The following is a 21,696-nucleotide window of genomic DNA, read 5'->3' as shown; positions in this document are numbered from 1 at the left end:
GGGAGGACCCGTGGGCGACGCGTGCCGACGGGTCCACAGGGCGGACGTCGGTCAGCAGCCGTTGCGCCAGTACTGCTGGTTGTTGGCCATGGCCCGTGAGGCCTCGGCGCGGGCCCAGGTTCCGGCCGGTGCGTTGACCCGCTCGGTGTGGGTGCCCACGGCGGTGGCTCCGTGGCAGTTCTCCGGGTGGTGGTAGTACGAGCGGACGAACCCCTGGCCCGGGACTCCGGTGAGGCTGCGCTCCCAGATGCCGCCGCCGACGCTGGAGGACTGGGCGGAGGCGGCGCCCGCGGTTCCCAGGGCGACCACGGCGGTGACGGCGACGACGGTGACGGCGGCGGTCATGGTGAGGGGTGTCTGCCTGAGGGTCTTCACGGTGGCTCCCGGGGCTAGCAGCTGTTGCGCCAGTAGTTCTGGTTGTTCGCGTTGGCGCGCGGGGCGTAGGCGTCGGCCCACTGCCCGGCGTCCCTGTTCACACGAACGGTGCGCGTACCGACCGCGGTGGCGCCGTGGCAGGCGGAACCGTGGTGGTACCTCGAGTAGACCTCGCCCATTCCGGGGACTCCGGTGACACCCCGGTACCATTCCCCGCCGCCGACAAAGGAATACCCGGCGAAGGCGGCCCCGGCGGTTCCCATGGAAACCACGGCGGCAACGGCCACGGTGGCGGAAACGCGTTTGAGGGTTTTCACATGGCTCCTTTCCCTAACAGCCGTTGCGGTAGTACGCCTGGTTGTTCGTAGGGGCCTTGGGCGCACTGGCATAGGAGGTCTGTCCGGGCGCGGTGTTCCTGGAGCGGTCGGTGTAGGTGCCCACCGCGGTCGACCCGTGGCAGTTGTGGGAGTGGTGGTAGTTCGAGTGGACGCTGGAGGCGGTGACCCCGTGGTACCAGGTCCCGCCCCCGACATGGGTTCCGGCGAGCGCCGCCCCCATGGTCCCCGCGGTGATCCCCGCGGCGAGGAACACGACGGCGGTACAGCGTTTGACGCGTTTCTTCATTCGACAACCCCAGACCGAATCTTGGAATGTGGCAGAGGAAAACAGACCTCACAGAGAGTGGTGCGAGGTGCTCCGCCCCTCTGGAAGTCAGTACTACACCGCCTTTTCCCCGCCTATCTCTCCTGTGGCCGGGTTCGGACACGATCCGGACAGAAGAAGGACCTTGGGGTAATGGGTCCACGAACCGCGGTGCGGGGTTATTGAACTATTTCTTTGTGATTTATTCGAATCGTGGCGGTTCAGGGCCGGCCGTAGACGCCGATGTGGGCAGGGCTCGTCTCATGGAACGGTTCGCGGTGCCACCCGCCGCACCTCTCGACGAGCCGCAGGCCGGCCCGCAACCGGTCAGGGGGTGCTCGTCGGCCATGGTCCGCCACCCTCCGCCGCTCCCCGGGGATCGACAACCGGTTTTCCCGGATCGACACGCCTCGGACCGGTACGCGCCCTTTCGCTGGTCCCGGGGGATGATGGGACAGGGGGTACCAGTGGTGAAAGGTGTGCTGATCTCAGCTGTCGCCCTGCTCGTGGTCGCACTCACTCTGGTCGTCGACCCGGGGCTGCGCCAGGACGTCATGTTCCACGGAGGGTTCGCGCTGCTGGTCTCCTGGGGGCCGCTGACGGTCGCGGGTGTCCTCTGCGGGTTCCTGGCCGTGCGCTACGGGCAGCGCCGCGAACTCGACGCGAGGGTCAGGATCGCCCTCACCGCCCAGCCCCTTCACGGTCAGCTGCTCTGGCTGGCCTTCTGCCTGGTGGCATGTGTCGTGTTCGTGGGGATCCTGGACTGGATCCTCGAGGGCCTGGCCCCGGAGGCCTCGGCCGGCTCGCTGGCCCCGATGTCCCTGGTCGCACGGCTGCTCTTCTTCCTCGCCCTCCCGGCGATCGCGATCGACCGCCTGACGACCCTGTTCCTCGGAGCGGGCACCGCCCTGTCCGACATCGCCATGAAGGTGACCGACCGGTGGCGCTGGCTCGGGCTCGCCCCGGTCCTGCTGGCGATCGCGCTGATGTCCCTCATGCTCACCCCGTGGCAGTACCCCCGGCAACCAGTGGTGCTCGTACTCGGAGTCGCCGTCCTGTACCTGATCGCCGCGGTCTGCGAGGAGACCTTCTTCCGCGGCATGCTCCAGAGCCGCCTGGAGCTCCTCTGGGGCAGATGGACGGCGATCATCACCGCGTCCCTGCTGTTCGCCCTGTTCTACGCGTTCGTCCAGCCCTACCTGCTCCTGATCCCCCTGCCCGACGGCCCCCTGACCCACGACCTCGGGCTGGCCCTGCTCACCTACACCCCGGTCGGCCTGCTGTGCGGCTACCTGTGGTCGTGCTACCGCAACATCTGGCTGAACATCCTCCTGAGAACAGGCCTGCTCCTCGTGGCCTACCCGCCGATGGAATGGTGAGGCCCCTCCGTCCCGCCCCGCTGGGGCCGACCGGACGGAGGGCCGTTCGGCCGACATGAGCAGCGGTCCCGTCGACCGGTGCGCCGTCGGTGGGAGGGGGAGAGCGTCCGCGCCGTGCCGGCGCTGCGCTCCCGTGGAGAAGGACGGGAAAGGCCGCGCGTGTACCTGTCGGCCGATCCGGACGCTCGCGAGGGCTGACGGGCATGGGGAAGAAGACCTCACGCGTAGCACCGGCCCCTGTTACCCCGCGCGATTTTACAAGGCTGCGTATAAAGGAAAGTTAATTCCGCTCGGATGTTTTCGACTGGCTCGTTGGGTAGGTCAACCACTGCCCGCGTGTGTTAGCGTCGGGCAGGGGAATGAAGCTGCTACGCACTTGAGGTCTTCGGGGGAGGATCTCGTGCGTGGCGGGCCCCTTGGGGAAACGGCCGCCGTGTCCTTGAGGTCTTTGGGGGAAGAACTCGGACACGGCGGCCTCCCGTATGTGTGCCGGTCCATATGCTGTCGAGGCCTACGTCCCGGGAGTGCGGAGCACAGGAGTCGGCCCCTCCCGCGAAGTGTCGCGGGAGGGGCCGATGATGCGGCGGCGGGGCGCTGTTCAGGCGTTCATCGCCCGCTGGAACGCCGGTTCCTGAAGGCCCCGCGTACGGAGTCCTTCCAGCCCGCGGCCCGCGTGACGGCACGCCCCTTGAGCATCTCGAAGCGGCCCCGGTTGCGCAGCCGGTTGTTGCCGGTCGCCCTCCCGGCCATCTCCTTGAGCTTGCCCGTGGCCTGGGTCGCCCTGCCCTTGAGTTTCTCCGACTGGCCCATGAGCCCTCCTCCTTGTGCGGAACGGTGGCATCGTTGCCTGTCTCCCTGAAGTCCTGCCACATCTCAGAGCTTTTACTCGGAATTTTCGAAATTCATTCGAAGTGGCGCAGGGCACACCCGGTCTGCGGTTCACGTCCGATTGGGTTCGACATACGTGGGCAGGGCTCTCAACGAAGTGGTAAGCCGTAGGTTCTCCGAACCGAATGAGTGGAGGAACGAACATGGACCTGACTTTTCTGCAACCCCTCTATGACCGCCCCGGGCCTGTGGCGTCCTTGTTCATCAATTCCTCCCGAAACGTCGAGGACGCCGAGCACACGATCCGACTGCGCTGGGAACAGGCCCGCGCGGCCCTGTTGGAGAAGGGAGCCCCCGAGGAGACCGTCGCAGCCATGGACGGTGTGGTGGGCGACACCCAGGGAGTGCCCGGCCCGCACGGCCAGGTGGTGTACGCCTCCGGTGACGAGGTCGTCTTCAACTCCACGGTGGCCCGACCGCCGCAGCAGGACTTCCAGGTGAGCGTGGGTGCCCTGCCCGACCCGCTCCCGTACATGGCGGCCGAGCGCCGACGCGTGCCGCACGTGCTGGTCGTCGCCGACAGTGTCGGTGCCGACCTGGCCACCGAGTACGTCGACGGGCGGATCGAGGCCCGAAGGGTGGACGGTGACGACAAGCCCGTGCACAAGGTCCGCGAGGGAGGCTTCCACCACAAGCAGATGCAGCGCGCGGTGGACGAACAGGTGAGCCAGAACCTCAGCCTGGTGGCGGAGGCGGTCACGGAGGCTGCCGGAACCAGCGGTGCCGAGGTGATCGCCCTCGCCGGCGAGGTGCAGGTGCGCGGCGACATCGCCGACCTCCTCCCCGGCGACCTGAGGGAACGGGTGGAGTACCTGGAGACAGGGGCTCGTGGACCGGGATCGGAGAACTCACCGCTCGAGGAGGAACTGGCTCAGCGGCTGGACGCCAAGGCCACCGAACACCTGCGGGAGTCGGTGGACGCCCTCGGTCGCGGCCGTGCGGACGGCGCCTCGGTGGAGGGGATGGACGCGGTCGTGCACGCGCTCCAGCGCGGTCAGGTGGAGACACTGCTGTGGAACGACGAGCTCCCCGGAGCCGAGCGTGAGCTGTACATCGGCGAGTCCGGTGAGCAGGTCGCCATCGCCGCACAGGAACTTCGCGACCTGGGAGTGGCCGATCCCCGTACCGAACCCGCCCGCGCAGCCATCCCGCGTGCGGCAGCCACGACCGGTGCCGGACTCGAACTGATTCCGCTGGACGAGGCGGAGCTCGACGGTGGCATCGGAGCCCTCCTCCGCTTCCCGACCCCGGCCTGACCCCGAAGACCCGTGGACAGGGCACCGGTTCCATGCCTCGGCCCGCGCGGAAACGGTGAGAGGCCAGGCCGGCGAAAAACGAACGTCCCGGTGTCTGCACGGTCGGCGGGCATCGAACCGCCGGACGACTCCGGTCGCACGGAGCCCGGGAAACGGCTGCGGAAAACGAGAATCCCCACCCGGGCGCCGAGCGGGGAGAGCGGTGAGGAGCATGTCGCGACCGGGGAGAACACCTCGGGCCGGGACTCTCACTCCTCGGCCTGGTCGGCGGTGCGCAGTTCCTCGTTGATGCGCTGTGCCTCCTCCAGCTGGTCCTCCAGGATGATGATGCGGCACGCGGACTCGATCGGTGTGCCCTCGTCCACGAGTTCACGCGCTCGGGAGGCGATCCTGAGCTGGTAGCGGGAGTAGCGTCGGTGGCCGCCCTCCGAGCGCAGGGGCTCGATCAGTTTGGCTTCACCCAGAGCGCGCAGGAAGGCCGGCGTGGTGCCGATCATCTCTGCGGCGGCGCCCACGGTGTAGGCGGGGTAGTCGTCATCGTCGAACCGGTGACCGGTCTCGGGACGGGGCAAGTGTGTGTCCTTCTTCTCCTGAACGCACGTCGAGGGCCCCAGCGCCATGTGGCGCTGGGGCCCGAGAGTTCAATACCACCTACCGGCCGCTGCCGGTCTTCCGCTTCCCGAGGTCGAGCTGGGACGGGAGCGCGGGGATCGCGGTTGTGTGACCGTGGACCACCCTCTTCCAGAACAGGGGCCTGCGGTACCCGAGCGGAACTTCTCCTCGCTCAGGCGATCCTGATGGCATCTACTCCTCTCGCTTCTCATTTCGTGCACTGCTTTCGACTGCGGTCCTACCGGCCCCCGGCGCCGAACAACCGTGCGCCGGTCAAGCCCTACCGCGTCCTTCTTCCTGCTGCGGCCTCCCCTGTGGGAGCGAGAGGCCGGTACTGCTCAACTTCGGTACTGCTGTCCTGCCGGCCCCCGGCGCCGTACAGCCAAGCGCGCCGGTCGGGCCGTACTGCTGCGGCCTCCCCTGAACAAGCGGGAAACCGGTACTGCTCAACTTCGGTACTGCTGTCCTGCCGGCCCCCGGCGCCGTACAGCCAAGCGCGCCGGTCGGGCCGTACTGCTGCGGCCTCCCCTGAACAAGCGGGAAACCGGTACTGCTCAACTTCGGTACTGCTGTCCTGCCGGCCCCCGGCGCCGTACAGCCAAGCGCGCCGGTCGGGCCGTACTGCTGCGGCCTCCCCTGAACAAGCGGGAAACCGGTACTGCTCAACTTCGGTACTGCTGTCCTGCCGGCCCCCGGCGCCGTACAGCCAAGCGCGCCGGTCGGGCCGTACTGCTCTCCACCGGCGTATCCGGTGGTCCAGCCGTGTATCTCGGTGGCTACGACAGGAAATCTAGCAGCACGAGATAGCCATGTCTACTCTCGCCGCTACAAGTTTTCAGGTCTCGCTGAGGACGGTTTCTCCGAAGCCGCTCCCTCGCGTGCCGGTCATCCGGACTCGACGCGTCCGAGCGGGGCGGGTGCGCTCGTGAGCGCGTGGCCTGCGAAGTCCCAGGCGTGCTCGTCCAGGCCGAGCTCCGTGCGCAGGAACGCCCAGGTGAGCCACAGGGTCGCGGCGGCCAGTTCCGGGCTCTCGTCCGACGCCTCGGCCGCGTCGTAGCCGGACACGCCCCCGAGGGCGTGCCCCGCGCCGAAGAGCTGAAGCAGCGACTTCCGGCCGGGCGAGGACGTGTAGGCGTCGGTGTACCACTCGGGGCCGCGGACGGTCAGGTGGGTCGAGTCGTCCTCGGCACCCCCGACGACGAGGACGGGAGCGTCCATGCGGGAGAAATCGGTGCCCGACAGGATGGGGTAGTGCTCCTTGGCGTACTCGCTCAGTGAGTCACCGCCGTTCCCGGGCGCGGACAGCATGACGCCGGCGGTGAGGCGCGGATCGGCGAGATCGATCTCCGATCCGTCCGCGGGGTCGACGGTACGGGCGCCGAGCAGCAGGCCCGCCGTGAACCCGCCCATCGAGTGCCCCACGACGGCGATCCTGTCCCGGTCGGTGCGTCCTCGCAGTTCGGGCAGTGCCTTCTCGACCTCGTCGAGGTGATCGAGGACGAACGACATGTCCGCGGCCCGTGTGCGCCAGTACAGAGGCGCTTCGGCGTCGTCGGCGTCGCGCAGGCCGAGTGTCGCGGAGTCCAGGTGCGTGGGTTGGACGACCACGAAGCCGTGCGCTGCCAGGAAGTCGCCCAGTGGTCCGTAGCCGTACAGCGACGACAGGAAGTTCGACGGTCCGTGCCCGTGCGACAACAGGACGATGGGCAGGTGCGAGCCGGATACCGGTGCCGAAACCCGCAGTTGCAGATCGACGGCGCGGTTCGGGGTCGGGAGTGTCACCGGCGCGATGGAGAGCACCGCTGAGGCGGGCACCGGTGTTCGGGTGTAGCTCATGGACGTGGTTCCTCTCGTGAGCTGGCACGGCTGACGCCGCAGGAACTGCGTGGTCGGCACACGGCCAAGCCTTAACGGATCAGTGTTCCGTTAAAGACGATACGGAACAAGGTTCCGGATCGTCAAGGTGGCGCTGGGCGCGGTCTGGCCGGTCGCCGGTCTGCGGGGCCCGGCCGATTACACTCATGGCGGATCAGCGTTCCAGTAACCGGAGCCGCGGAAGACGTTCCGCGGCGCCAAGGCCCCTCAGGGACTACTCAGATGACAGGACAAGGCCCGGCGGCGTCCCCGCGTCGTGCTCGGCGTTCCGATGCGCAGCGCAACGAGCAGAGACTTCTCGAGGCGGCGGCCGCCGTCTTCGTGGCTTCGGGCGTCGACGCGCCGATCCGTGAGATCGCGGCGGAGGCGGGCGTCGGCCTGGGGACCATCTACCGGCACTTCCCGACCCGCACCGATCTGGTCGTCGCGGTGTACGGGCACCAGGTGGAAGCCTGTGCGGCCGCCGGGCCCCGGCTCCTGGCCGAGGCGGCGTCGCCTCTCGACGCCCTCCTCGCGTGGGTGGACCGGTTCGTCGACTTCCTCATCACCAAGCACGGCCTCGCCGACGCCCTGGGCTCGGACGACACCGGGTTCCGCCAGCTGCACGCCTACTTCCTCGAGCGGCTCGTTCCGGTGTGCGCGGAGCTGCTGGAGGCCACCGAACGCGCCGGCCAGACCACGCCCGGAGTGGACGCCTACGAGTTGATGAGGGGCATCGGGAACCTCTGCATCGGACACGAGTCCGACACCCGGTACGACCCCCGCCACATGGTCGGACTGCTCATCCGCGGTCTGCGCGGAACGGCGGCCGCCCCCACCGCGAACCCGTGAGAACAGGGCGGGGGAACGACACCGCTGACCGGGACGCCGACCGTCGAGGACCGTGCCTCAGGCGGTCGGCTCTTCCGGTTCCTCCGCCGGGGCGCGGCCCAGGCACGTGTGTGGCACGGCGGCCGGGTCACGCCCTGGGAAAAGCAAACGGCCAGGTGTTCGAGAAAACCCGAACGACCTGGCCGTTTGTGTGTCTGGAGCGGATGACGGGAATCGAACCCGCGTTATCAGCTTGGGAAGCTGAAGTTCTACCATTGAACTACATCCGCGCGGTGGCGCCTGAAGGGCGGACCAACGCTGGCTATCCTAGCCCAACTCGGGGGTCCGGGGGCAAGTCGGCGCGGTTGCCGCTGGCGCCTCCGGGGTGTTCTCGCAGGCGGTAAGTTCGGAGCGTGCTGCTCTCCGATCGCGATATCAGGTCAGAAATCGACTCCGGGCGGGTCCGGATCGATCCCTTCGACCCCTCTCTCATCCAGCCGTCGAGTATCGACGTCCGCCTCGACCGGTTCTTCCGGGTCTTCGAGAACCACAAGTACCCGCACATCGACCCGTCGGTGGAACAGCCGGACCTGACCCGGTTGGTCGAGACGGACGGGAACGAGGCGTTCATCCTGCACCCCGGCGAGTTCGTGCTGGCCTCCACGTACGAGATGGTGACCCTGCCGGACGACATCGCGAGCCGCCTCGAGGGCAAGAGCTCGCTCGGCCGGCTCGGGCTGCTCACGCACTCGACGGCGGGATTCATCGACCCCGGCTTCTCCGGGCACGTCACCCTCGAGCTGTCGAACGTCGCGACCCTGCCGATCAAGCTCTACCCGGGCATGAAGATCGGGCAGCTGTGCATGTTCCGGCTGACCTCGCCCGCTGAGCGCCCCTACGGGTCCGCCGCCTACGGCTCCCGCTACCAGGGGCAGCGCGGGCCGACGCCCTCGCGGTCGCACCAGAACTTCTCGCGAACCCGGATCACGGAGCGATAGGCCCTGTGGTTGGGCCACTCTGGCGGCTCGAGGGGGGACTACGGTACGGTCATGCTCTGACACGTTCTGTCGTTTCGTGTCCCTGTCACGCAACTGTGACCCGTGTCGCCACAAAATGGTCAGTGGTATAGATCACATATGGGCGCTCTCCGGCGTCGGCATCCGGTGCTATAGGTCGGCGGACGGGTTTTATGGCGGCTAAACATGTTATCTGGTAGTGACATACCGCCTGAACTGTGCGTACACATCTCGGTAAGGTGGCGCCCCGACGTGAACCAGGTAGTGGTTTCGCCCGATTCGGGCGCGCACGGGGGGGCTCTGCGCGGACCGTCTACCTGAGGGAACCGCAGGCCAGCTGCGGGGTCTTAGGGCCCCTCTGTGCCTCGCGGCAGGGACAGCCCCATAGAGGAGACCGTGCCAGTAGTACGCGCAGACCACCTGTACAAGGTGTTCGGTAGGCAGTCGAAGGTGGCCGTAGAACGGCTCGCCGACGGCAGCCACCGCGACACCATCGCCGACCTCGACGTGACCGCTGCTGTCATCGACGTGTCCTTCGAGGTCCAACCAGGCGAGATCTTCGTCGTCATGGGCCTGTCGGGATCGGGGAAGTCGACCCTGATCCGCATGCTCAACGGACTTCTCGACTCGACCGCCGGATCAGTCGAGATCGACGGCGTGGACATCACCACCCTCAGCCAGAAGAACCTGCTGAAGCTCAGGGGCGAGAAGATCAGCATGGTCTTCCAGCACTTCGCCCTGCTGCCGCACCGGACGGTGCTGGAGAACGCCGCCTACGGTCTCGAGCTGCGCGGGCTGCCCCGCGCGGAGCGCTTCGCCAAGGCCAAGGAGACCCTCGCACTCGTGGGCCTCGAAGGCTGGGAGGACAAGCTCCCGGAGCAGCTGTCCGGCGGTATGCAGCAGCGTGTGGGCCTGGCCCGCGCCCTGGCCGCGGACACCGACATCATCCTCATGGACGAGGCCTTCAGCGCGCTCGACCCGTTGATCCGCCGCGACATGCAGACCCAGCTCCTGGAGCTCCAGGCGACGCTGGGCAAGACGATCATCTTCATCACGCACGACCTCAACGAGGCCATGCGGCTCGGTGACCGGATCTGCGTGCTCCGCGACGGCCGTGTCGCCCAGATCGGCGAGGCCTCGGAGATCCTGAACGCCCCGGCCAACGAGTACGTCGAGCGTTTCGTCGAGGACGTCGACCGCAGCCGTGTGCTCACCGCCGCGGAGGCGCTCGCCGACGCCGCCGTCGACGCGGACGCCCCCCAGGTCAGCTCGGACACGCTCGTGGCGGACCTGTACACCAGCGTCTCCACCTCGGACCGCCTCCGTGTGGTGTCGGCCGAGGGCGACGTGCTGGGCATGGTCACCCGTGAGTCGGTGCTCGCCTCCCTCGTCCGGGACGAGAACGAGGAGGCCGCCAAGTGACCCCCGTGAACTTCCCGCCCTCCCTGCCCATCGGTGACGGGTTCGAGGCGTTCAACAGCTGGCTCAAGGCCCACTTCGGCGTGGTCTTCGACGTGATCGGCGAATTCATCCGCTGGGCCGTCTCCGTGCTCGCCGGGTTCTTCGTCGAACCCGGGGCCGGGCAACTCGCCTTCATCGCCGCCGTGATCATCGCGGTCCCGCTGGTGCGCACCCGCCGGATCCCGCTGCTCGCCATCGTCGTGGTGACCTCGCTCCTGTACATCGGAGAGGCGCAGTTCGGGTTGATGACCAGCATCATCAACAGCGTTCCGGGGCTCTTCGTCTGGGCGATGAACCTCTTCGACACGAACGTCGAGCCCTACACGGTCGTCTCGCTGGTCTTCCTGATCGCGACGGCCGCCCTGGGTGCGGTGGACGCGGCCAACCGCGTGCGCACGGGGATCCTCGCCGGCGGCTGGCTCGTGCTGGTCCTGCTCGGCTGGCTGGTCCTGCCGATGCTGGTCACCAACCCGATGTCCGTGCTGATGATCCTGCTGCTGAGCCTGCTCGCGCTCTCGGTGGCCGGATGGCGCCTCGGCGTGTTCTCGCTGATCGCGCTCACCCTCGTGGCCTCGGTCGGCCAGTGGTCCAACGCCATGGACACCCTGGGCCTGGTCCTGGTGGCCAGCTTCATCGCGGTGGTCATCGCGATCCCGATCGGCATCCTGGCGGCCTACAACGACCTCGTGAGCAAGATCGCCAAGCCGGTCCTGGACCTGATGCAGACGCTTCCCGCGTTCGTGTACCTGATCCCGGCGATCTTCTTCTTCTCCATCGGTGCGGTGCCCGGTGTGGTCGCGACCATCGTGTTCGCGATGCCGCCCGGTGTGCGCCTGACGGAACTCGGCATCCGGCAGATCGACAAGGAGCTGGTCGAGGCCGGCGAGGCCTTCGGCGCCCCCAGGCGCAAGATCCTCACCGGTATCCAGCTCCCCCTCGCGCTGCCGACGATCATGGCCGGTGTCAACCAGGTGATCATGCTGGGCCTGTCCATGGTCGTCATCGCCGGCATGGTCGGTGCGGGCGGTCTCGGCAGCCAGGTCTACCAGGGCATCACACGCAACGACGGCGCGCTGGGCTTCGAGGCGGGCATCGCCGTGGTCATCCTGGCGATCTTCCTGGACCGCCTGACCGCGGCCGTCACCCGTAAGAGTCCACAGGCCCGGGTCAGCAGTTCTTCCTGACACCCGGCCGTTTCACAGAAGTCCTGATGGAAGGAAACCAGATGTACAGCCGAAAGCGCATGACGGCCCTGGCCGCGGCCGGTATGAGCGGTGTGCTCCTGCTGACCGCCTGTGGCGGCGGCGGTGAGGACCTGACCGGAGGCTCCGACGAGGGCCAGAACGGCGGTTCGGGCACCGGTGACGACCTGCAGGACGTCAACATCGCGCTGATCGCCTGGGAAGAGGCGATCGCGGTCACCCACATGTGGGAGGTCGTCCTGGAGGAGAAGGGCTACAACGTCGAGGTCACCGACGTGGACGTCGCCCCGATGTACCAGGGTGCCGCCAACGGCGACGTGGACCTCTTCCTGGACACGTGGCTTCCCAACACGCACGAGCAGTACTGGGAGGACTACGGGGACCAGCTGGAGGACCTGGGCTCCTGGTACGACAACGCCATCCTGACCCTGACGGTCCCCGCGTACATGGAGGACGTCAACTCCATCCCCGACCTGCTCGACCACGTGGACGAGCTGGACGGCCGCATCGTCGGCATCGACCCGGGCGCCGGTCTGACGGACACCACCCAGAACGACGCGATGCCGGGCTACGGCCTGAACGAGGACTTCGAGCTGGTGACCTCCTCCGGCGCGGCGATGCTCGCCGAGCTGGACTCCGCGATCGCCGACGAGGAGCCCATCGTCGTGACGCTGTGGCGTCCGCACCCGGCCTACGCCAAGCACGACCTGAAGGACCTCGAGGACCCCGAGGGCCTCATGGGCGACGCCGAGACGATCCACGCGGTCGGCCGTGACGGCTTCGGCGGCGACTACCCGCAGCTCTCCGGCTGGCTCGAGGACTGGTCCATGAACGACGACGAGCTCGCCTCCCTCGAGGCGCTGACCGTCGGCGACGACGTCGAGGACCCCGAGGCCGGCGCCCGCGAGTGGCTCTCCGAGAACCCCGAGTTCCTGGAGCGCACCCTGGGTGAGGACGCCGAGGGCCTGGACTTCTAGGACCTCAGCGTGTGGCGCCCGTCACGGGGCGTACAGAACACCCGAATCATCGGGTAGACATACGAAGTCGGCCGCCTCCACCACGTGTGGGGGCGGCCGTCGTCTGGGCGAAGTCCCGGAGCCGGTACCGATGGACCCCCCTCACGCGGACCGGCCCGCAGAAGCACGCAGTGAGGGAAGACGATTACATGATGGACAGCCGTAAGCGCAGTGCAGGCCTGGCCGCCGCCGGTATGAGCGGTGTGCTCCTGCTGTCCGCCTGCGCGGGTGAGGGCGGCCTGGTGCCCGGTCTCGACGGCGGTGGAGACCTCGAGGAGATCACCATCGCGCTGATCGCCTGGGAGGAGGCGGTCGCGGTCACCCACATGTGGGAGGCCGTCCTGGAGGAGAAGGGCTACGACGTCACGGTCGCCGAGACCGACGTCGCCCCGGCCTTCCAGGGGGTGGCCGACGGCGAGCTCGACCTCTACCTGGACATGTGGCTCCCGGTCACCCACCACGAGTACATGGAGGAGCACCGGGGGCGGATCGAGAGCCTGGGCTCCTGGTACGACAACGCCACCCTCACCCTCACGGTCCCCGAGTACATGGACGACGTGCAGTCGATCGACGACCTCCCCGGGCACGCCGACGAGCTGGGCGGCACCATCGTCGGCATCGAACCGGACGCCGGCCTGACCCAGGTCACCCGGGAACAGGCCATGCCCGGGTACCGGCTGGAACAGGACTTCGAGCTGGAGACCTCGTCGGGCTCCTCGATGGTGGCCGAGCTGGACGCGGCCGTTCTGGAGGAGGAGCCCATCGTTGTAACGCTGTGGCGTCCGCACCCGGCCTACGCCCAGTACGAGCTGAGGGACCTCGAGGACCCGCAGGGCGCGATGGGCGGTGTCGAGGGCCTGCACTCGATCGGGCGCTCGGGGTTCGAGGAGGACTACCCGGAGCTGGCCGAGTGGATCCGCAACTGGACCATGGACGACGAGGAGCTGGCCTCCCTGCAGGCGCTCACGGTCGGTCCCGGGGTCACCGACCCCGTCGCGGGCGCCCGTCAGTGGCTCGCTCAGAACCCCGTGTTCCTGGAGCGCACCCTGATGGAGGACGCCGAGGACCTTCGGTTCTGACCTCCGGACACACCGCGGGGGCCGTCTCCTCACGGGAGACGGCCCCCGCGGTCCTGTGCGGGTCCCGTACGGGACCGCTCGGGCCGGTGCGGGCTCAGGGGGCGTAGTAGCCGCCCTGGGCGCCCCCGATGCTCCGCTGGCTGATCTGGCCGGGCTTGTCGCGCTTGGGCAGGACGTAGGCGGCCAGGAGGCCGCCGAGGAAACCGAACAGGTGCGCCTGCCAGGAGACGCCGGGGTGCTGGGGCAGGACACCCCAGATCATGGTGCCGTAGAAGATGACCACGCAGATCATGATGACGATGTCGACGGTTCTGCGTTCGATGATGCCGCGCAGGACCGTGTAGCCGAAGTAGCCGAAGACCAGCCCGCTGGCGCCCACGGTGATGACGCCGTTGGAGGTGAACAGCCACACACCGACGCCGCTGACGACGGCCACGATCAGTGTGGTGAGCAGGAACCGGCCCAGGCCGCTGAAGGCCACGAGGGACCCCAGTACCAGGAACGGCAGCGAGTTGCCGATCAGGTGGGCGAAGTTGCCGTGCATGAACGGTGCGGTCAGCACGGTCCAGGGCGAGTCGGTGCTGCCGGACTGGATCCCGAACTGCCGGTCGAGGTGGCCCCCCAAGGGGGTGTCGAGGATCTCGAGGACCCACATGGCCGCGAGCATCCCCGCAACGGTCAGGATGGCGGTGATTCTGGACTGCTTCACCCCATCGAGACTAGATGAATCAGCCTTGGGGCGGTATGTCCATGGGGCGCGTGTGGGCGAATTGATCCGATGTGTTCACAGATGAGAGTCTCGCGGGGCAGCTCGGCACCGCACCGGACGGCCCCGGGACCGGCTCAGGAGGCCAGGGAGCGCTTGCGCGGCGGGATGCCGGCCACGGCCATGAAGGACTCCACCTTGGCGGGGTTGGTCATCCCGGTCAGCGGCAGGTAGGTGCGCGAGGTCCGGCGGCTCTTCAGCGAGGGGAAGCGCTTGGGGCGCCCCGTGTGGTCGCACAGGCCCAGGGAGCGGATGCGCCCGGGCAGCACGTAGTAGGAGCCGATCTCCTTGAAGGGGATCCGGACGACGTAGCTGCCGCGCTCGTAGCGGAACTCCTCCCCGGAGACCTCCAGGACCGGTGCCTTGATGAGGTGGCCGTGGACGGCCGAGGCGGCGCCGAGGAGTACGAGGATGACGCCGAGAACGATGTTCGCCCAGTGGGCGGGGTCGAGGGCCACGGCCACGACGCCCAGGGTCAGCAGAGCGTAACCACCCCACAGCTCCACGTACTTGCGGCCTACAGGGCAGACCAGGCGGACCGATTCGGACACGGCGGATGCCTCTCTCGCTGGGCGGGGCGCTGAGGATGACGGAGGCCGTCACAGGGAACCCTATCCGCTTCGTGGGTACTGGGTTCTCGGTTTCGGTCAGCCCGTGCGTGGGGGTTCAGGACACACGGGCGGAGTTTTCCTCCCTCTTGTCGCCTTTCGAGAAGGGTTGACCGGATCATCCCATCAATTTTCTCTCAGGGTGGGGCGAGGGCTGTGGGGGGTGAAAGGTGGAGCTGGCGATGGCTTTTGGCATAGATGAGAACTTTGTTGTTGTTTGTCTGGTTATCTCTCGGTAGTCGTCTGCGTCGAAATGGTAGTTAAACCTCGTTTGTGGATGCTTCTTTGCTGGAGAGGGTCTCCTGTAATCCGCAATCCTTTTCTGGCTTGTCCGAATCCCGGCGGCTTGGACTTCCCTGATCCTGCTGGTCTGACCTGGGTCGACGGTGGAGTGAACCGGTGTTTGCCGACGTGGCGAGAGTTCGTGTCCGGCCTCAGAGAGCCCGAGGGCGAGCCGGTTGCGGATGGGTCACGAATCCGCCAGTGGGGCTATACAGACATTTCGCTCAATGGTCTTCTAAATTACTAATCGCCTAGTTTTGGCGGGGTGCGCCCGGTCGGGATCAGCCCCGCGGCCAGTTCGCATAAGGGATCAAGGGTGTGACTATGTTCAAGCGTCGAAAGACGTTGGCACTCGCCGCCGCGGCGGCGTCAGCGGTGCTGGTGGCCAGTGGCTGTTCCGGTGACGGAGGTGGCGGCGGGGAGGGCGGCCCCAAGGAGGTCACCTGGGTGATCAACAGCCTTCCCGGTGCCTGGCAGGCCACCAGCCTCGCGGGTGGCAGCGTCTACGTCGTCCAGATGCTCTCCGGCGTTCTCCCCTACACCGGTCAGTGGCAGCCCGACGCGACGTACGAGTACGACATGGACGTGCTCGCCGAGGAACCCACCCTCGTCAACGACGACCCCGACGAGGGTCCCTTCGAGTGGAGCATCACCCTCGCCGACGACGCCGTGTGGAGTGACGGCGAGCCGATGACCGGCGAGGACCTGCGGGTCAGCTGGATGCTCGGCACCTCGCCCGAGGAGGGCTACTGCGCCGACTGCGACCCCCGCGCCTCCACCAGCTTCGACAAGGTCGACAACGTCCAGGTCGACGGCAAGACCGCCACCTTCCAGTTGAAGGAGGGGCTGGCCGACCCGGAGTGGATGGGCCTGTTCGACGCCCACAGCCAGGCCGGCGGGTTCCTGCCCGCGCACCTGGCCGAGGAGAACGGCTGGGACGTCGACGACCCGGACGAGCTGGGCGAGTACTACGCCTGGCTGCACGCCGAACGCCCCGACTGGTCCGGTGGCCCGTTCATCATCACCGAGGGCGACCTCGAGAACGAGGTCGTCAAGGAGCCGAACCCGAACTACTTCGGTGAGGCCCCCGCGCTCGACAAGGTCACGATGCTCTTCAACACCGACGAGGGCACCTTCGTGAACGCCTTCGTCAACGGTGAGATCGACGGCGCGAACCCCGCTGACTACAGCGAGGACGTCATCACCCAGGTCCAGGACCTGCCCAACGCGGAGCTGACCATCGCCGAAGGCGCCACCTGGGAGCACGTCGACCTCAACCTGAAGAACGAGCAGCTCCAGGACGTCGAGCTGCGCCGCGCCATCTTCACCGCGATCGACCGGGACGACATCGCCAACCGCAACTTCGGCGGCGGCTACCCCGACTACGAGCTGAAGAACAACCACGTCTTCGCTGCCGACAGCCCTTACTACGTCGACCACTTCGAGGGCGAGAGCCAGGGCACCGGCGACCTCGACGAGGCCCGGAGCATCCTGGAGGAGGCCGGCTACGAGGGCTTCGAGTCCGGTGAGACCCTCAGCCTCGACGGCGACGAGATCGGCCCGTTCCGCCTGCGGAGCACCGACTCGACCGTCCGCAACACCTCGGTCCAGCTGATCCAGGCGCAGCTCGCCGAGATCGGCATCACGGCCAACATCGAGATGACCGACGACCTGGGCGGCATGCTCGCCGCGTCGGAGTACGACATCGTCCAGTACGGCTGGTCGGGTTCCCCGTACTTCACCGGCAACGCCGACCAGTTCTGGCACAGCGAGAGCGGGAGCAACTACGGCGGCTACTCCAACGAGGAGGTCGACGACCTGGCCCAGCAGTCGGTCAACGCCCCCGACCTGGACACCGCTGCCGACCTCAGCAACCAGGCGATGGAGATCCTGGTCCCGGACGCCTACGTGCTGCCGATCATGGCGGAGCCCAACTACTTCTTCGCCAACACCGACCGGCTCGTGAACGTCCAGGACAACCTTCAGTCCAGCTACCGAGCCACCTACAACATCGGTGAGTGGGACGTCGCCAGCTAGTCCGGCGCGCAACCCAGGTCCGGCCCCGGGACACCCCTCCCCGGGGCCGGACCGGTCCTCGTCCACCCCTGAAGGATCACTCCCATGCTCGTTTACACGATGCGGCGCGTTCTGGGCGCGATTCCCGTCCTGATCCTCGCATCCGTCCTCACCTTCGTGATGATCGACGTCTCCGGTGATCCGCTCGCCGACGTCCGGATGGCCCAGCCGCCCCCCAGCGAGGAAGTACTGCAGCAGGCCGAGGCGCGGCTCTACCTCGACCGTTCCATGCCCGAGCGCTACTGGCTGTGGATGACCGGGATCGGAGGCAACGGCGACATCGGCCTGCTCCAGGGCGAGTTCGGCCCCTCCACCCAGGGCCCGCAGTACGACATCGGCACGGCCATCGCGGAACGCCTGTGGACCACCCTGCGCCTGGTCGGCGCGGCCATGGTCTTCGCGCTCGGCCTCGCGATCGTCACCGGTGTGATCAGCGCGCTGCGCCAGTACTCGAAACTCGACTACACCCTCACCTTCATCGGCTTCCTGGCCCTGGCGCTGCCCACGTTCTGGTTCGCGGGCATCATGCAGGCCGCGGGGGTCAAGTTCAACCAACTGGTGGGGGACCAGGTCTTCGCCACCATCGGGGACGGGCGCTTCCGGGCCCAGGGGGAGCCGTTGTGGGACCAGTTCCTCAACGCCTTCGCCCACATGGCTCTGCCGACGATCGTGCTCATGCTGATCAGCTTCGCCTCCTGGAGCCGTTACCAACGGACCTCCATGCTCGAGGTGATGAACAGCGACTACGTGCGCCTGGCACGGGCCAAGGGCCTGCGCAACCACACGGTCATCCGGCGCCACGCCCTGCGCACGGCGCTCATCCCGCTGACCACCGTGGTCGCCATCGGCGTCGCCGGTGTCATCGACGGGGCCATCCTCACCGAGGTGGTCTTCCAATGGCGCGGTCTGGGCGACTTCTTCATCACCGCGGTGGACAACAACGACTCCTTCGCGCTGATGGGCTGGCTTCTGCTCAGCGGGGTGATGGTCATCCTGGCCAACCTCGTCGCCGACCTGCTGTACGCCGTGCTGGACCCGAGGATTCGCTATGAGTGAGAACGGCATGTTCGGAAGCGCCCACCGTGAACCGGCGAAGAAGGCGAAGAACAGCGCCGACCGCACCCAGCTCCAGACCGTCCTGATCAGGTTCAGCCGGCACCGCCCCGCGATGATCAGCCTGGTCCTCCTGGCTCTCATCGCGCTGTTCGCGTTCGTGGGGCCCTTCTTCTGGACCTGGGACCACACGGTCTACCGGGAGATCCCCAGCAACCAGCCGCCGAGCGGCGCGCATCCGCTGGGCACCTCGGCAGCCGGACACGACGTCCTCGGCCAGCTCATGCGCGGGGCCCAGCAGACGCTGAAGGTCGCCTTCACCGTCTCGCTGCTGTCCACGGCCGTGGGTGCCCTGTGGGGCGCCACCGCCGGGTACTACGGCGGGCGGGTCGACGCGCTCATGATGCGGATCGTCGACATCTTCCTGATCGTCCCGCTGCTCGTCGCCGCCGCGGCGATCGCGGGCAACAGCGGGGCGGGAGCCTCCTGGGCGGCGATCGCGCTGATCATCTCGATCTTCTCGTGGGCCACCATCGCCCGTGTGGTGCGCGGCGTCGTCCTGTCCCTGCGGGAGCAGGAGTTCGTGGAGGCCGCCCGCGCGTCGGGGGCCTCCGCGCCGTGGATCATCATCAGACACCTGCTGCCCAACGCGGCCGGACCGATCATCGTCGCCGCCACCCTGCTGGTGGCGGTGGCCATCCTCGCCGAGGCGGGCATGTCCTTCCTGGGGCTGGGCATCCAGCTGCCGGACATCTCGCTCGGCCAGATGATCGGGGCGGCCCGCACAGCGGTCTCCACCCGTCCGTGGCTGTTCTATCCGCCGGGTGTGCTGCTGGTGCTGATCTGCCTGACGATCAACTTCATCGGTGACGGCCTCCGGGACGCACTCGACCCACGACAGACCAGGGTGCGGCGATGACGACTGAGCACATGAACGAAGAACACACCGCAGCGGCGGGCGCCGACGACGTGGTGCTCGAGGTCAGCGGCCTCAGCGTCACCTTCCCCTCCGACGACGGTCCGCTGCCCGCGGTCCGCGAGGTCTCCTACGAGCTGCGCCGGGGCGAGGCCCTGGGCATCGTGGGGGAGTCGGGCTCCGGCAAGTCCGTGACCTCCATGGCGATCATGGGCCTGCTGCCCAGGAACGCCAAGGTGGAGGGCTCGGCCAAGCTGCTGGGCCAGGAGATCATCGGGCTCTCCGACAAGAGGATCAGCGAGGTCCGGGGACAGAAGATCGCCATGATCTTCCAGGACCCGCTGACCTCCCTCAACCCCGTCTACACGATCGGTTACCAGATCGCCGAGGCGGTGCTCGCCCACAGGAAGGTGAGCAAGAAGGCCGCGATGGACCGGGCGCTGGAGCTGCTGGAGATCGTGGGCATCCCGTCCCCCGAGCAGCGGCTCAGGCAGTACCCGCACGAGCTGTCGGGCGGAATGCGCCAACGTGTGGTGATCGCGATCGCGATGGCCAACGACCCGGACGTGATCATCGCCGACGAGCCCACCACGGCCCTCGACGTGACCGTCCAGGCGCAGGTGCTGGAGGCCCTCCAGAAGGCCCGCCAGGAGACCGGGGCCGCCCTGGTGCTCATCACCCACGATCTCGGTGTGGTCGCCGGCCAGGTCGACCGGGTGGGTGTGATGTACGCGGGCCGCATCGTGGAGATGGGTGCGGTGGAGGAGGTCTTCTACCGGCCGCGCATGCCCTACGCGCTGGGGCTGCTCGGTTCGCTGCCGCGTCTGGACGGTGACCGGGGCGACCGGCTCACCCCCATCCTCGGCACCCCGCCCTCCCTGCGGGACCTGCCGGAGGGCTGCGGGTTCGCCCCGCGCTGCCCGATGGCCCGGGACCTCTGCCACCAGGAGGAGCCGCGGCTGGCCCTCCTGGAGACCGGTGACCGGCAGGACGCGGTGGAGGACGGCGGGTCCGTGGAGGGAACCGGTCCCGCGCACACTGCCGCCTGCCACTTCAGTGAGGAGCTGGTGGGAGCCACGGCGGCCGACCTGTTCAGGGCCACGTCCGTGGACACCGAGGGCGTGGGCTCCGTCGCCGAGGTGGAGGCGGCCGAGTCGTCGGTGGCCGGGGCCCGCGGGGAGTACCTGGATGAGCTGGGCGAGGAGCCGGGGCGCGCGGGCTCCGGCACGGCTGAGCCGAAGGTCCTGCTCACCGCGACCGATCTGGTCAAGAACTTCCCGATCCGGTCCAAGGGGCTGCTGCGGCGCAGGATCGGCGACGTGCAGGCGGTCTCCGGGATCTCACTGGACCTGCGTGAGCGGGAGACCCTCGCGCTGGTCGGCGAGTCCGGCTGCGGCAAGTCCACCACGGCGCGGCTGCTGCTCAACCTGATCAAGCTCACCTCGGGCGAGGTCAGTTACCTGGGCCGACCGCTGCACGACCTGACCGACCGGAGGATGCGTCCGCTGCGCAAGGACCTCCAACTGGTGTTCCAGGACCCGTTCGCGTCACTGGACCCCCGTATGACGGTCGCGGACATCATCGCGGAACCGATGCGCATCCACGGGAGCGCGCACCGGGACGCGAGGAAGCGGGTCTCGGAGCTCCTCGAACTGGTCGGGCTCAACCCCGAGCACGGCTCCCGCTACCCGCACGAGTTCTCCGGCGGCCAGCGCCAGCGCATCGGGGTGGCCCGGGCGCTGTCGCTCAACCCCAGGGTGCTGGTCCTGGACGAGCCGGTCTCGGCCCTGGACGTGTCCATCCAGGCGGGTGTGATCAACCTGCTGGAGGACCTGCAGGACGAACTGGGACTGTCCTACCTGTTCGTCTCGCACGACCTGTCGGTGGTCAAGCACATCGCGGACCGCGTGGCGGTGATGTACCTCGGCAAGATGGTGGAGACGGCCACGACGGACCAGCTGTTCTCCTCTCCGGCGCACCCGTACACGCAGGCGCTGATCTCGGCGATCCCGCTGCCGGACCCGGTCAAGGAGCGGACCCGGGAGCGGATCACCGTCACCGGTGACATCCCCAGCCCGGCCGACCCGCCGTCGGGCTGCCGGTTCCGGACCCGCTGTCCGAAGTTCGCCAACGAGCTCTCGGACGCCGAACGCGCCAAGTGCGTCGAGGAGCCCCCGGAGCTGATGGACCGGGGCGCCGGCCACCGGGACGCGTGCCACTACTCGAAGGTGATCGAGCTGATCTAGCGGGGGTGCGGGGCGGGTCGGGGCGTACCCCGGCCCGCCCTTTTCGTCGGCGAAGCGCCGGGCACGCTCTGGCGCCGAAAGGCGACCGTCGGTTAAGTTCGCCTGGCATACTCCCGATCGGCACTTCTCCGAGGAGAT

The 21,696-nt window shown here is 67.9% G+C and carries 20 protein-coding genes and 1 tRNA gene; 12 read left to right on the top strand and 9 right to left on the bottom strand.

The genetic code is table 11. The annotated features are described in order from the left end of the window. Positions 1-51: 51 nt before the first annotated feature. From D458_RS0116160 to D458_RS0116150, 3 genes are read right to left on the bottom strand one after another with little or no spacing between them, the layout of a single operon-like run. On the bottom strand, positions 52-345 hold the full coding sequence (locus D458_RS0116160; RefSeq protein WP_026119358.1) for a lactococcin 972 family bacteriocin: 294 nt from the start codon (positions 343-345) through the stop codon (positions 52-54). A 44-nt stretch (positions 346-389) separates the two neighbouring features. After that, positions 390-692: a lactococcin 972 family bacteriocin gene (locus D458_RS0116155; RefSeq protein WP_017587793.1), complete on the bottom strand. Its 303-nt coding sequence runs from the start codon at positions 690-692 to the stop codon at positions 390-392. A gap of 13 nt (positions 693-705) precedes the next feature. Next, on the bottom strand, positions 706-999 hold the full coding sequence (locus tag D458_RS0116150; RefSeq protein ID WP_017587792.1) for a lactococcin 972 family bacteriocin: 294 nt from the start codon (positions 997-999) through the stop codon (positions 706-708). A gap of 497 nt (positions 1,000-1,496) precedes the next feature. Here D458_RS0116150 and D458_RS0116145 point away from each other — a divergent pair, with 497 nt between their 5' ends. Beyond that, positions 1,497-2,396 carry a CPBP family intramembrane glutamic endopeptidase gene (locus tag D458_RS0116145; protein ID WP_017587791.1) on the top strand — a complete coding sequence of 300 codons (900 nt, stop codon included), beginning with the start codon at positions 1,497-1,499 and terminating at the stop codon, positions 2,394-2,396. Between the two features lie 606 nt (positions 2,397-3,002). Here the strand turns inward: D458_RS0116145 and D458_RS0116140 are convergent. Next, a complete protein-coding gene (locus D458_RS0116140) occupies positions 3,003-3,206 on the bottom strand; it encodes a CsbD family protein (RefSeq protein ID WP_017587790.1) in 204 nt (67 codons plus the stop codon). A 221-nt stretch (positions 3,207-3,427) separates the two neighbouring features. Between D458_RS0116140 and D458_RS0116135 the strand changes: the two genes are divergently transcribed. After that, on the top strand, positions 3,428-4,540 hold the full coding sequence (locus D458_RS0116135) for a baeRF2 domain-containing protein (protein ID WP_017587789.1): 1,113 nt from the start codon (positions 3,428-3,430) through the stop codon (positions 4,538-4,540). A gap of 248 nt (positions 4,541-4,788) precedes the next feature. On the opposite strand, the gene D458_RS0116130 is transcribed toward D458_RS0116135, so the two are convergent. Beyond that, positions 4,789-5,112, bottom strand: a complete 324-nt coding sequence (locus tag D458_RS0116130; RefSeq protein ID WP_017587788.1) for a MerR family transcriptional regulator — start codon at positions 5,110-5,112, stop codon at positions 4,789-4,791. Between the two features lie 925 nt (positions 5,113-6,037). Then, entirely contained in the window at positions 6,038-6,988 is a 951-nt protein-coding gene (locus D458_RS0116125) for an alpha/beta hydrolase family protein (RefSeq protein ID WP_017587787.1), read from the bottom strand. 261 nt (positions 6,989-7,249) lie between these two features. On the opposite strand from D458_RS0116125, the gene D458_RS0116120 reads away from it, so the two are divergent. Beyond that, positions 7,250-7,858 carry a TetR/AcrR family transcriptional regulator gene (locus D458_RS0116120; RefSeq protein ID WP_026119357.1) on the top strand — a complete coding sequence of 203 codons (609 nt, stop codon included), beginning with the start codon at positions 7,250-7,252 and terminating at the stop codon, positions 7,856-7,858. 195 nt (positions 7,859-8,053) lie between these two features. Here the strand turns inward: D458_RS0116120 and D458_RS0116115 are convergent. Continuing rightward, positions 8,054-8,127 (bottom strand) — tRNA-Gly (locus D458_RS0116115). 123 nt (positions 8,128-8,250) lie between these two features. Between D458_RS0116115 and dcd the strand changes: the two genes are divergently transcribed. From dcd to D458_RS0116090, 5 genes are all read left to right on the top strand, one after another. Continuing rightward, the gene (dcd, locus tag D458_RS0116110) at positions 8,251-8,835 is read left to right on the top strand and encodes a dCTP deaminase (RefSeq protein ID WP_017587785.1); all 585 of its coding nucleotides are present in this window, start codon (positions 8,251-8,253) and stop codon (positions 8,833-8,835) included. 414 nt (positions 8,836-9,249) lie between these two features. Next, positions 9,250-10,275 (top strand): quaternary amine ABC transporter ATP-binding protein, encoded by a 1,026-nt coding sequence (locus D458_RS0116105; RefSeq protein WP_193374624.1) that lies wholly within the window; start codon positions 9,250-9,252, stop codon positions 10,273-10,275. Further along, the gene (locus D458_RS0116100; protein ID WP_017587783.1) at positions 10,272-11,498 is read left to right on the top strand and encodes an ABC transporter permease; all 1,227 of its coding nucleotides are present in this window, start codon (positions 10,272-10,274) and stop codon (positions 11,496-11,498) included. The genes D458_RS0116105 and D458_RS0116100 overlap by 4 nt, the downstream gene beginning before the upstream one ends. Positions 11,499-11,539: 41 nt before the next feature. Beyond that, positions 11,540-12,493 carry a glycine betaine ABC transporter substrate-binding protein gene (locus D458_RS0116095; protein WP_017587782.1) on the top strand — a complete coding sequence of 318 codons (954 nt, stop codon included), beginning with the start codon at positions 11,540-11,542 and terminating at the stop codon, positions 12,491-12,493. Positions 12,494-12,684: 191 nt separating this feature from the next. Further along, a complete protein-coding gene (locus tag D458_RS0116090) occupies positions 12,685-13,611 on the top strand; it encodes a glycine betaine ABC transporter substrate-binding protein (protein WP_026119355.1) in 927 nt (308 codons plus the stop codon). Positions 13,612-13,705: 94 nt separating this feature from the next. On the opposite strand, the gene D458_RS0116085 is transcribed toward D458_RS0116090, so the two are convergent. Together D458_RS0116085 and D458_RS0116080 are read right to left on the bottom strand one after the other, a co-directional pair. Next, positions 13,706-14,320, bottom strand: coding sequence for a rhomboid family intramembrane serine protease (locus D458_RS0116085; protein WP_026119354.1), 615 nt, complete (start codon positions 14,318-14,320; stop codon positions 13,706-13,708). Between the two features lie 134 nt (positions 14,321-14,454). Then, complete coding sequence (locus D458_RS0116080) at positions 14,455-14,928, bottom strand: hypothetical protein (RefSeq protein ID WP_017587779.1); 474 nt, start codon at positions 14,926-14,928, stop codon at positions 14,455-14,457. Between the two features lie 663 nt (positions 14,929-15,591). Here D458_RS0116080 and D458_RS0116070 point away from each other — a divergent pair. The 4 genes from D458_RS0116070 (at position 15,592) to D458_RS0116055 (ending at position 21,558) form a co-directional block, all read left to right on the top strand. After that, positions 15,592-17,304 carry an ABC transporter family substrate-binding protein gene (locus D458_RS0116070; RefSeq protein WP_026119353.1) on the top strand — a complete coding sequence of 571 codons (1,713 nt, stop codon included), beginning with the start codon at positions 15,592-15,594 and terminating at the stop codon, positions 17,302-17,304. A gap of 84 nt (positions 17,305-17,388) precedes the next feature. Beyond that, positions 17,389-18,399 (top strand): ABC transporter permease, encoded by a 1,011-nt coding sequence (locus D458_RS0116065; RefSeq protein ID WP_017587776.1) that lies wholly within the window; start codon positions 17,389-17,391, stop codon positions 18,397-18,399. After that, complete coding sequence (locus tag D458_RS0116060) at positions 18,392-19,315, top strand: ABC transporter permease (RefSeq protein ID WP_017587775.1); 924 nt, start codon at positions 18,392-18,394, stop codon at positions 19,313-19,315. Before D458_RS0116065 ends, D458_RS0116060 begins: the two co-directional genes overlap by 8 nt. Beyond that, on the top strand, positions 19,312-21,558 hold the full coding sequence (locus D458_RS0116055) for an ABC transporter ATP-binding protein (RefSeq protein ID WP_040702483.1): 2,247 nt from the start codon (positions 19,312-19,314) through the stop codon (positions 21,556-21,558). Before D458_RS0116060 ends, D458_RS0116055 begins: the two co-directional genes overlap by 4 nt. The last annotated feature ends 138 nt before the right edge of the window (positions 21,559-21,696 follow it).

This window comes from Nocardiopsis ganjiahuensis DSM 45031 (assembly GCF_000341085.1).
Classification (GTDB): domain Bacteria; phylum Actinomycetota; class Actinomycetes; order Streptosporangiales; family Streptosporangiaceae; genus Nocardiopsis; species Nocardiopsis ganjiahuensis.
The sequence above is the reverse complement of the archived record's forward strand: the minus strand, read 5'-3'. Positions and strand labels throughout refer to the sequence as shown.

What these genes read in the sequence shown, in the direction of transcription:
- D458_RS0116120 (WP_026119357.1), top strand. Translation starts at nt 7,250, where the DNA reads ATGACAGGACAAGGCCCGGCGGCGTCCCCGCGTCGTGCTCGGCGTTCC.
- D458_RS0116140 (WP_017587790.1), bottom strand. Translation starts at nt 3,206, where the DNA reads ATGGGCCAGTCGGAGAAACTCAAGGGCAGGGCGACCCAGGCCACGGGC.
- D458_RS0116125 (WP_017587787.1), bottom strand. Translation starts at nt 6,988, where the DNA reads ATGAGCTACACCCGAACACCGGTGCCCGCCTCAGCGGTGCTCTCCATC.
- D458_RS0116055 (WP_040702483.1), top strand. Translation starts at nt 19,312, where the DNA reads ATGACGACTGAGCACATGAACGAAGAACACACCGCAGCGGCGGGCGCC.
- D458_RS0116070 (WP_026119353.1), top strand. Translation starts at nt 15,592, where the DNA reads ATGTTCAAGCGTCGAAAGACGTTGGCACTCGCCGCCGCGGCGGCGTCA.
- D458_RS0116135 (WP_017587789.1), top strand. Translation starts at nt 3,428, where the DNA reads ATGGACCTGACTTTTCTGCAACCCCTCTATGACCGCCCCGGGCCTGTG.
- D458_RS0116090 (WP_026119355.1), top strand. Translation starts at nt 12,685, where the DNA reads ATGGACAGCCGTAAGCGCAGTGCAGGCCTGGCCGCCGCCGGTATGAGC.
- D458_RS0116060 (WP_017587775.1), top strand. Translation starts at nt 18,392, where the DNA reads ATGAGTGAGAACGGCATGTTCGGAAGCGCCCACCGTGAACCGGCGAAG.
- D458_RS0116150 (WP_017587792.1), bottom strand. Translation starts at nt 999, where the DNA reads ATGAAGAAACGCGTCAAACGCTGTACCGCCGTCGTGTTCCTCGCCGCG.
- D458_RS0116160 (WP_026119358.1), bottom strand. Translation starts at nt 345, where the DNA reads ATGACCGCCGCCGTCACCGTCGTCGCCGTCACCGCCGTGGTCGCCCTG.
- D458_RS0116065 (WP_017587776.1), top strand. Translation starts at nt 17,389, where the DNA reads ATGCTCGTTTACACGATGCGGCGCGTTCTGGGCGCGATTCCCGTCCTG.
- D458_RS0116095 (WP_017587782.1), top strand. Translation starts at nt 11,540, where the DNA reads ATGTACAGCCGAAAGCGCATGACGGCCCTGGCCGCGGCCGGTATGAGC.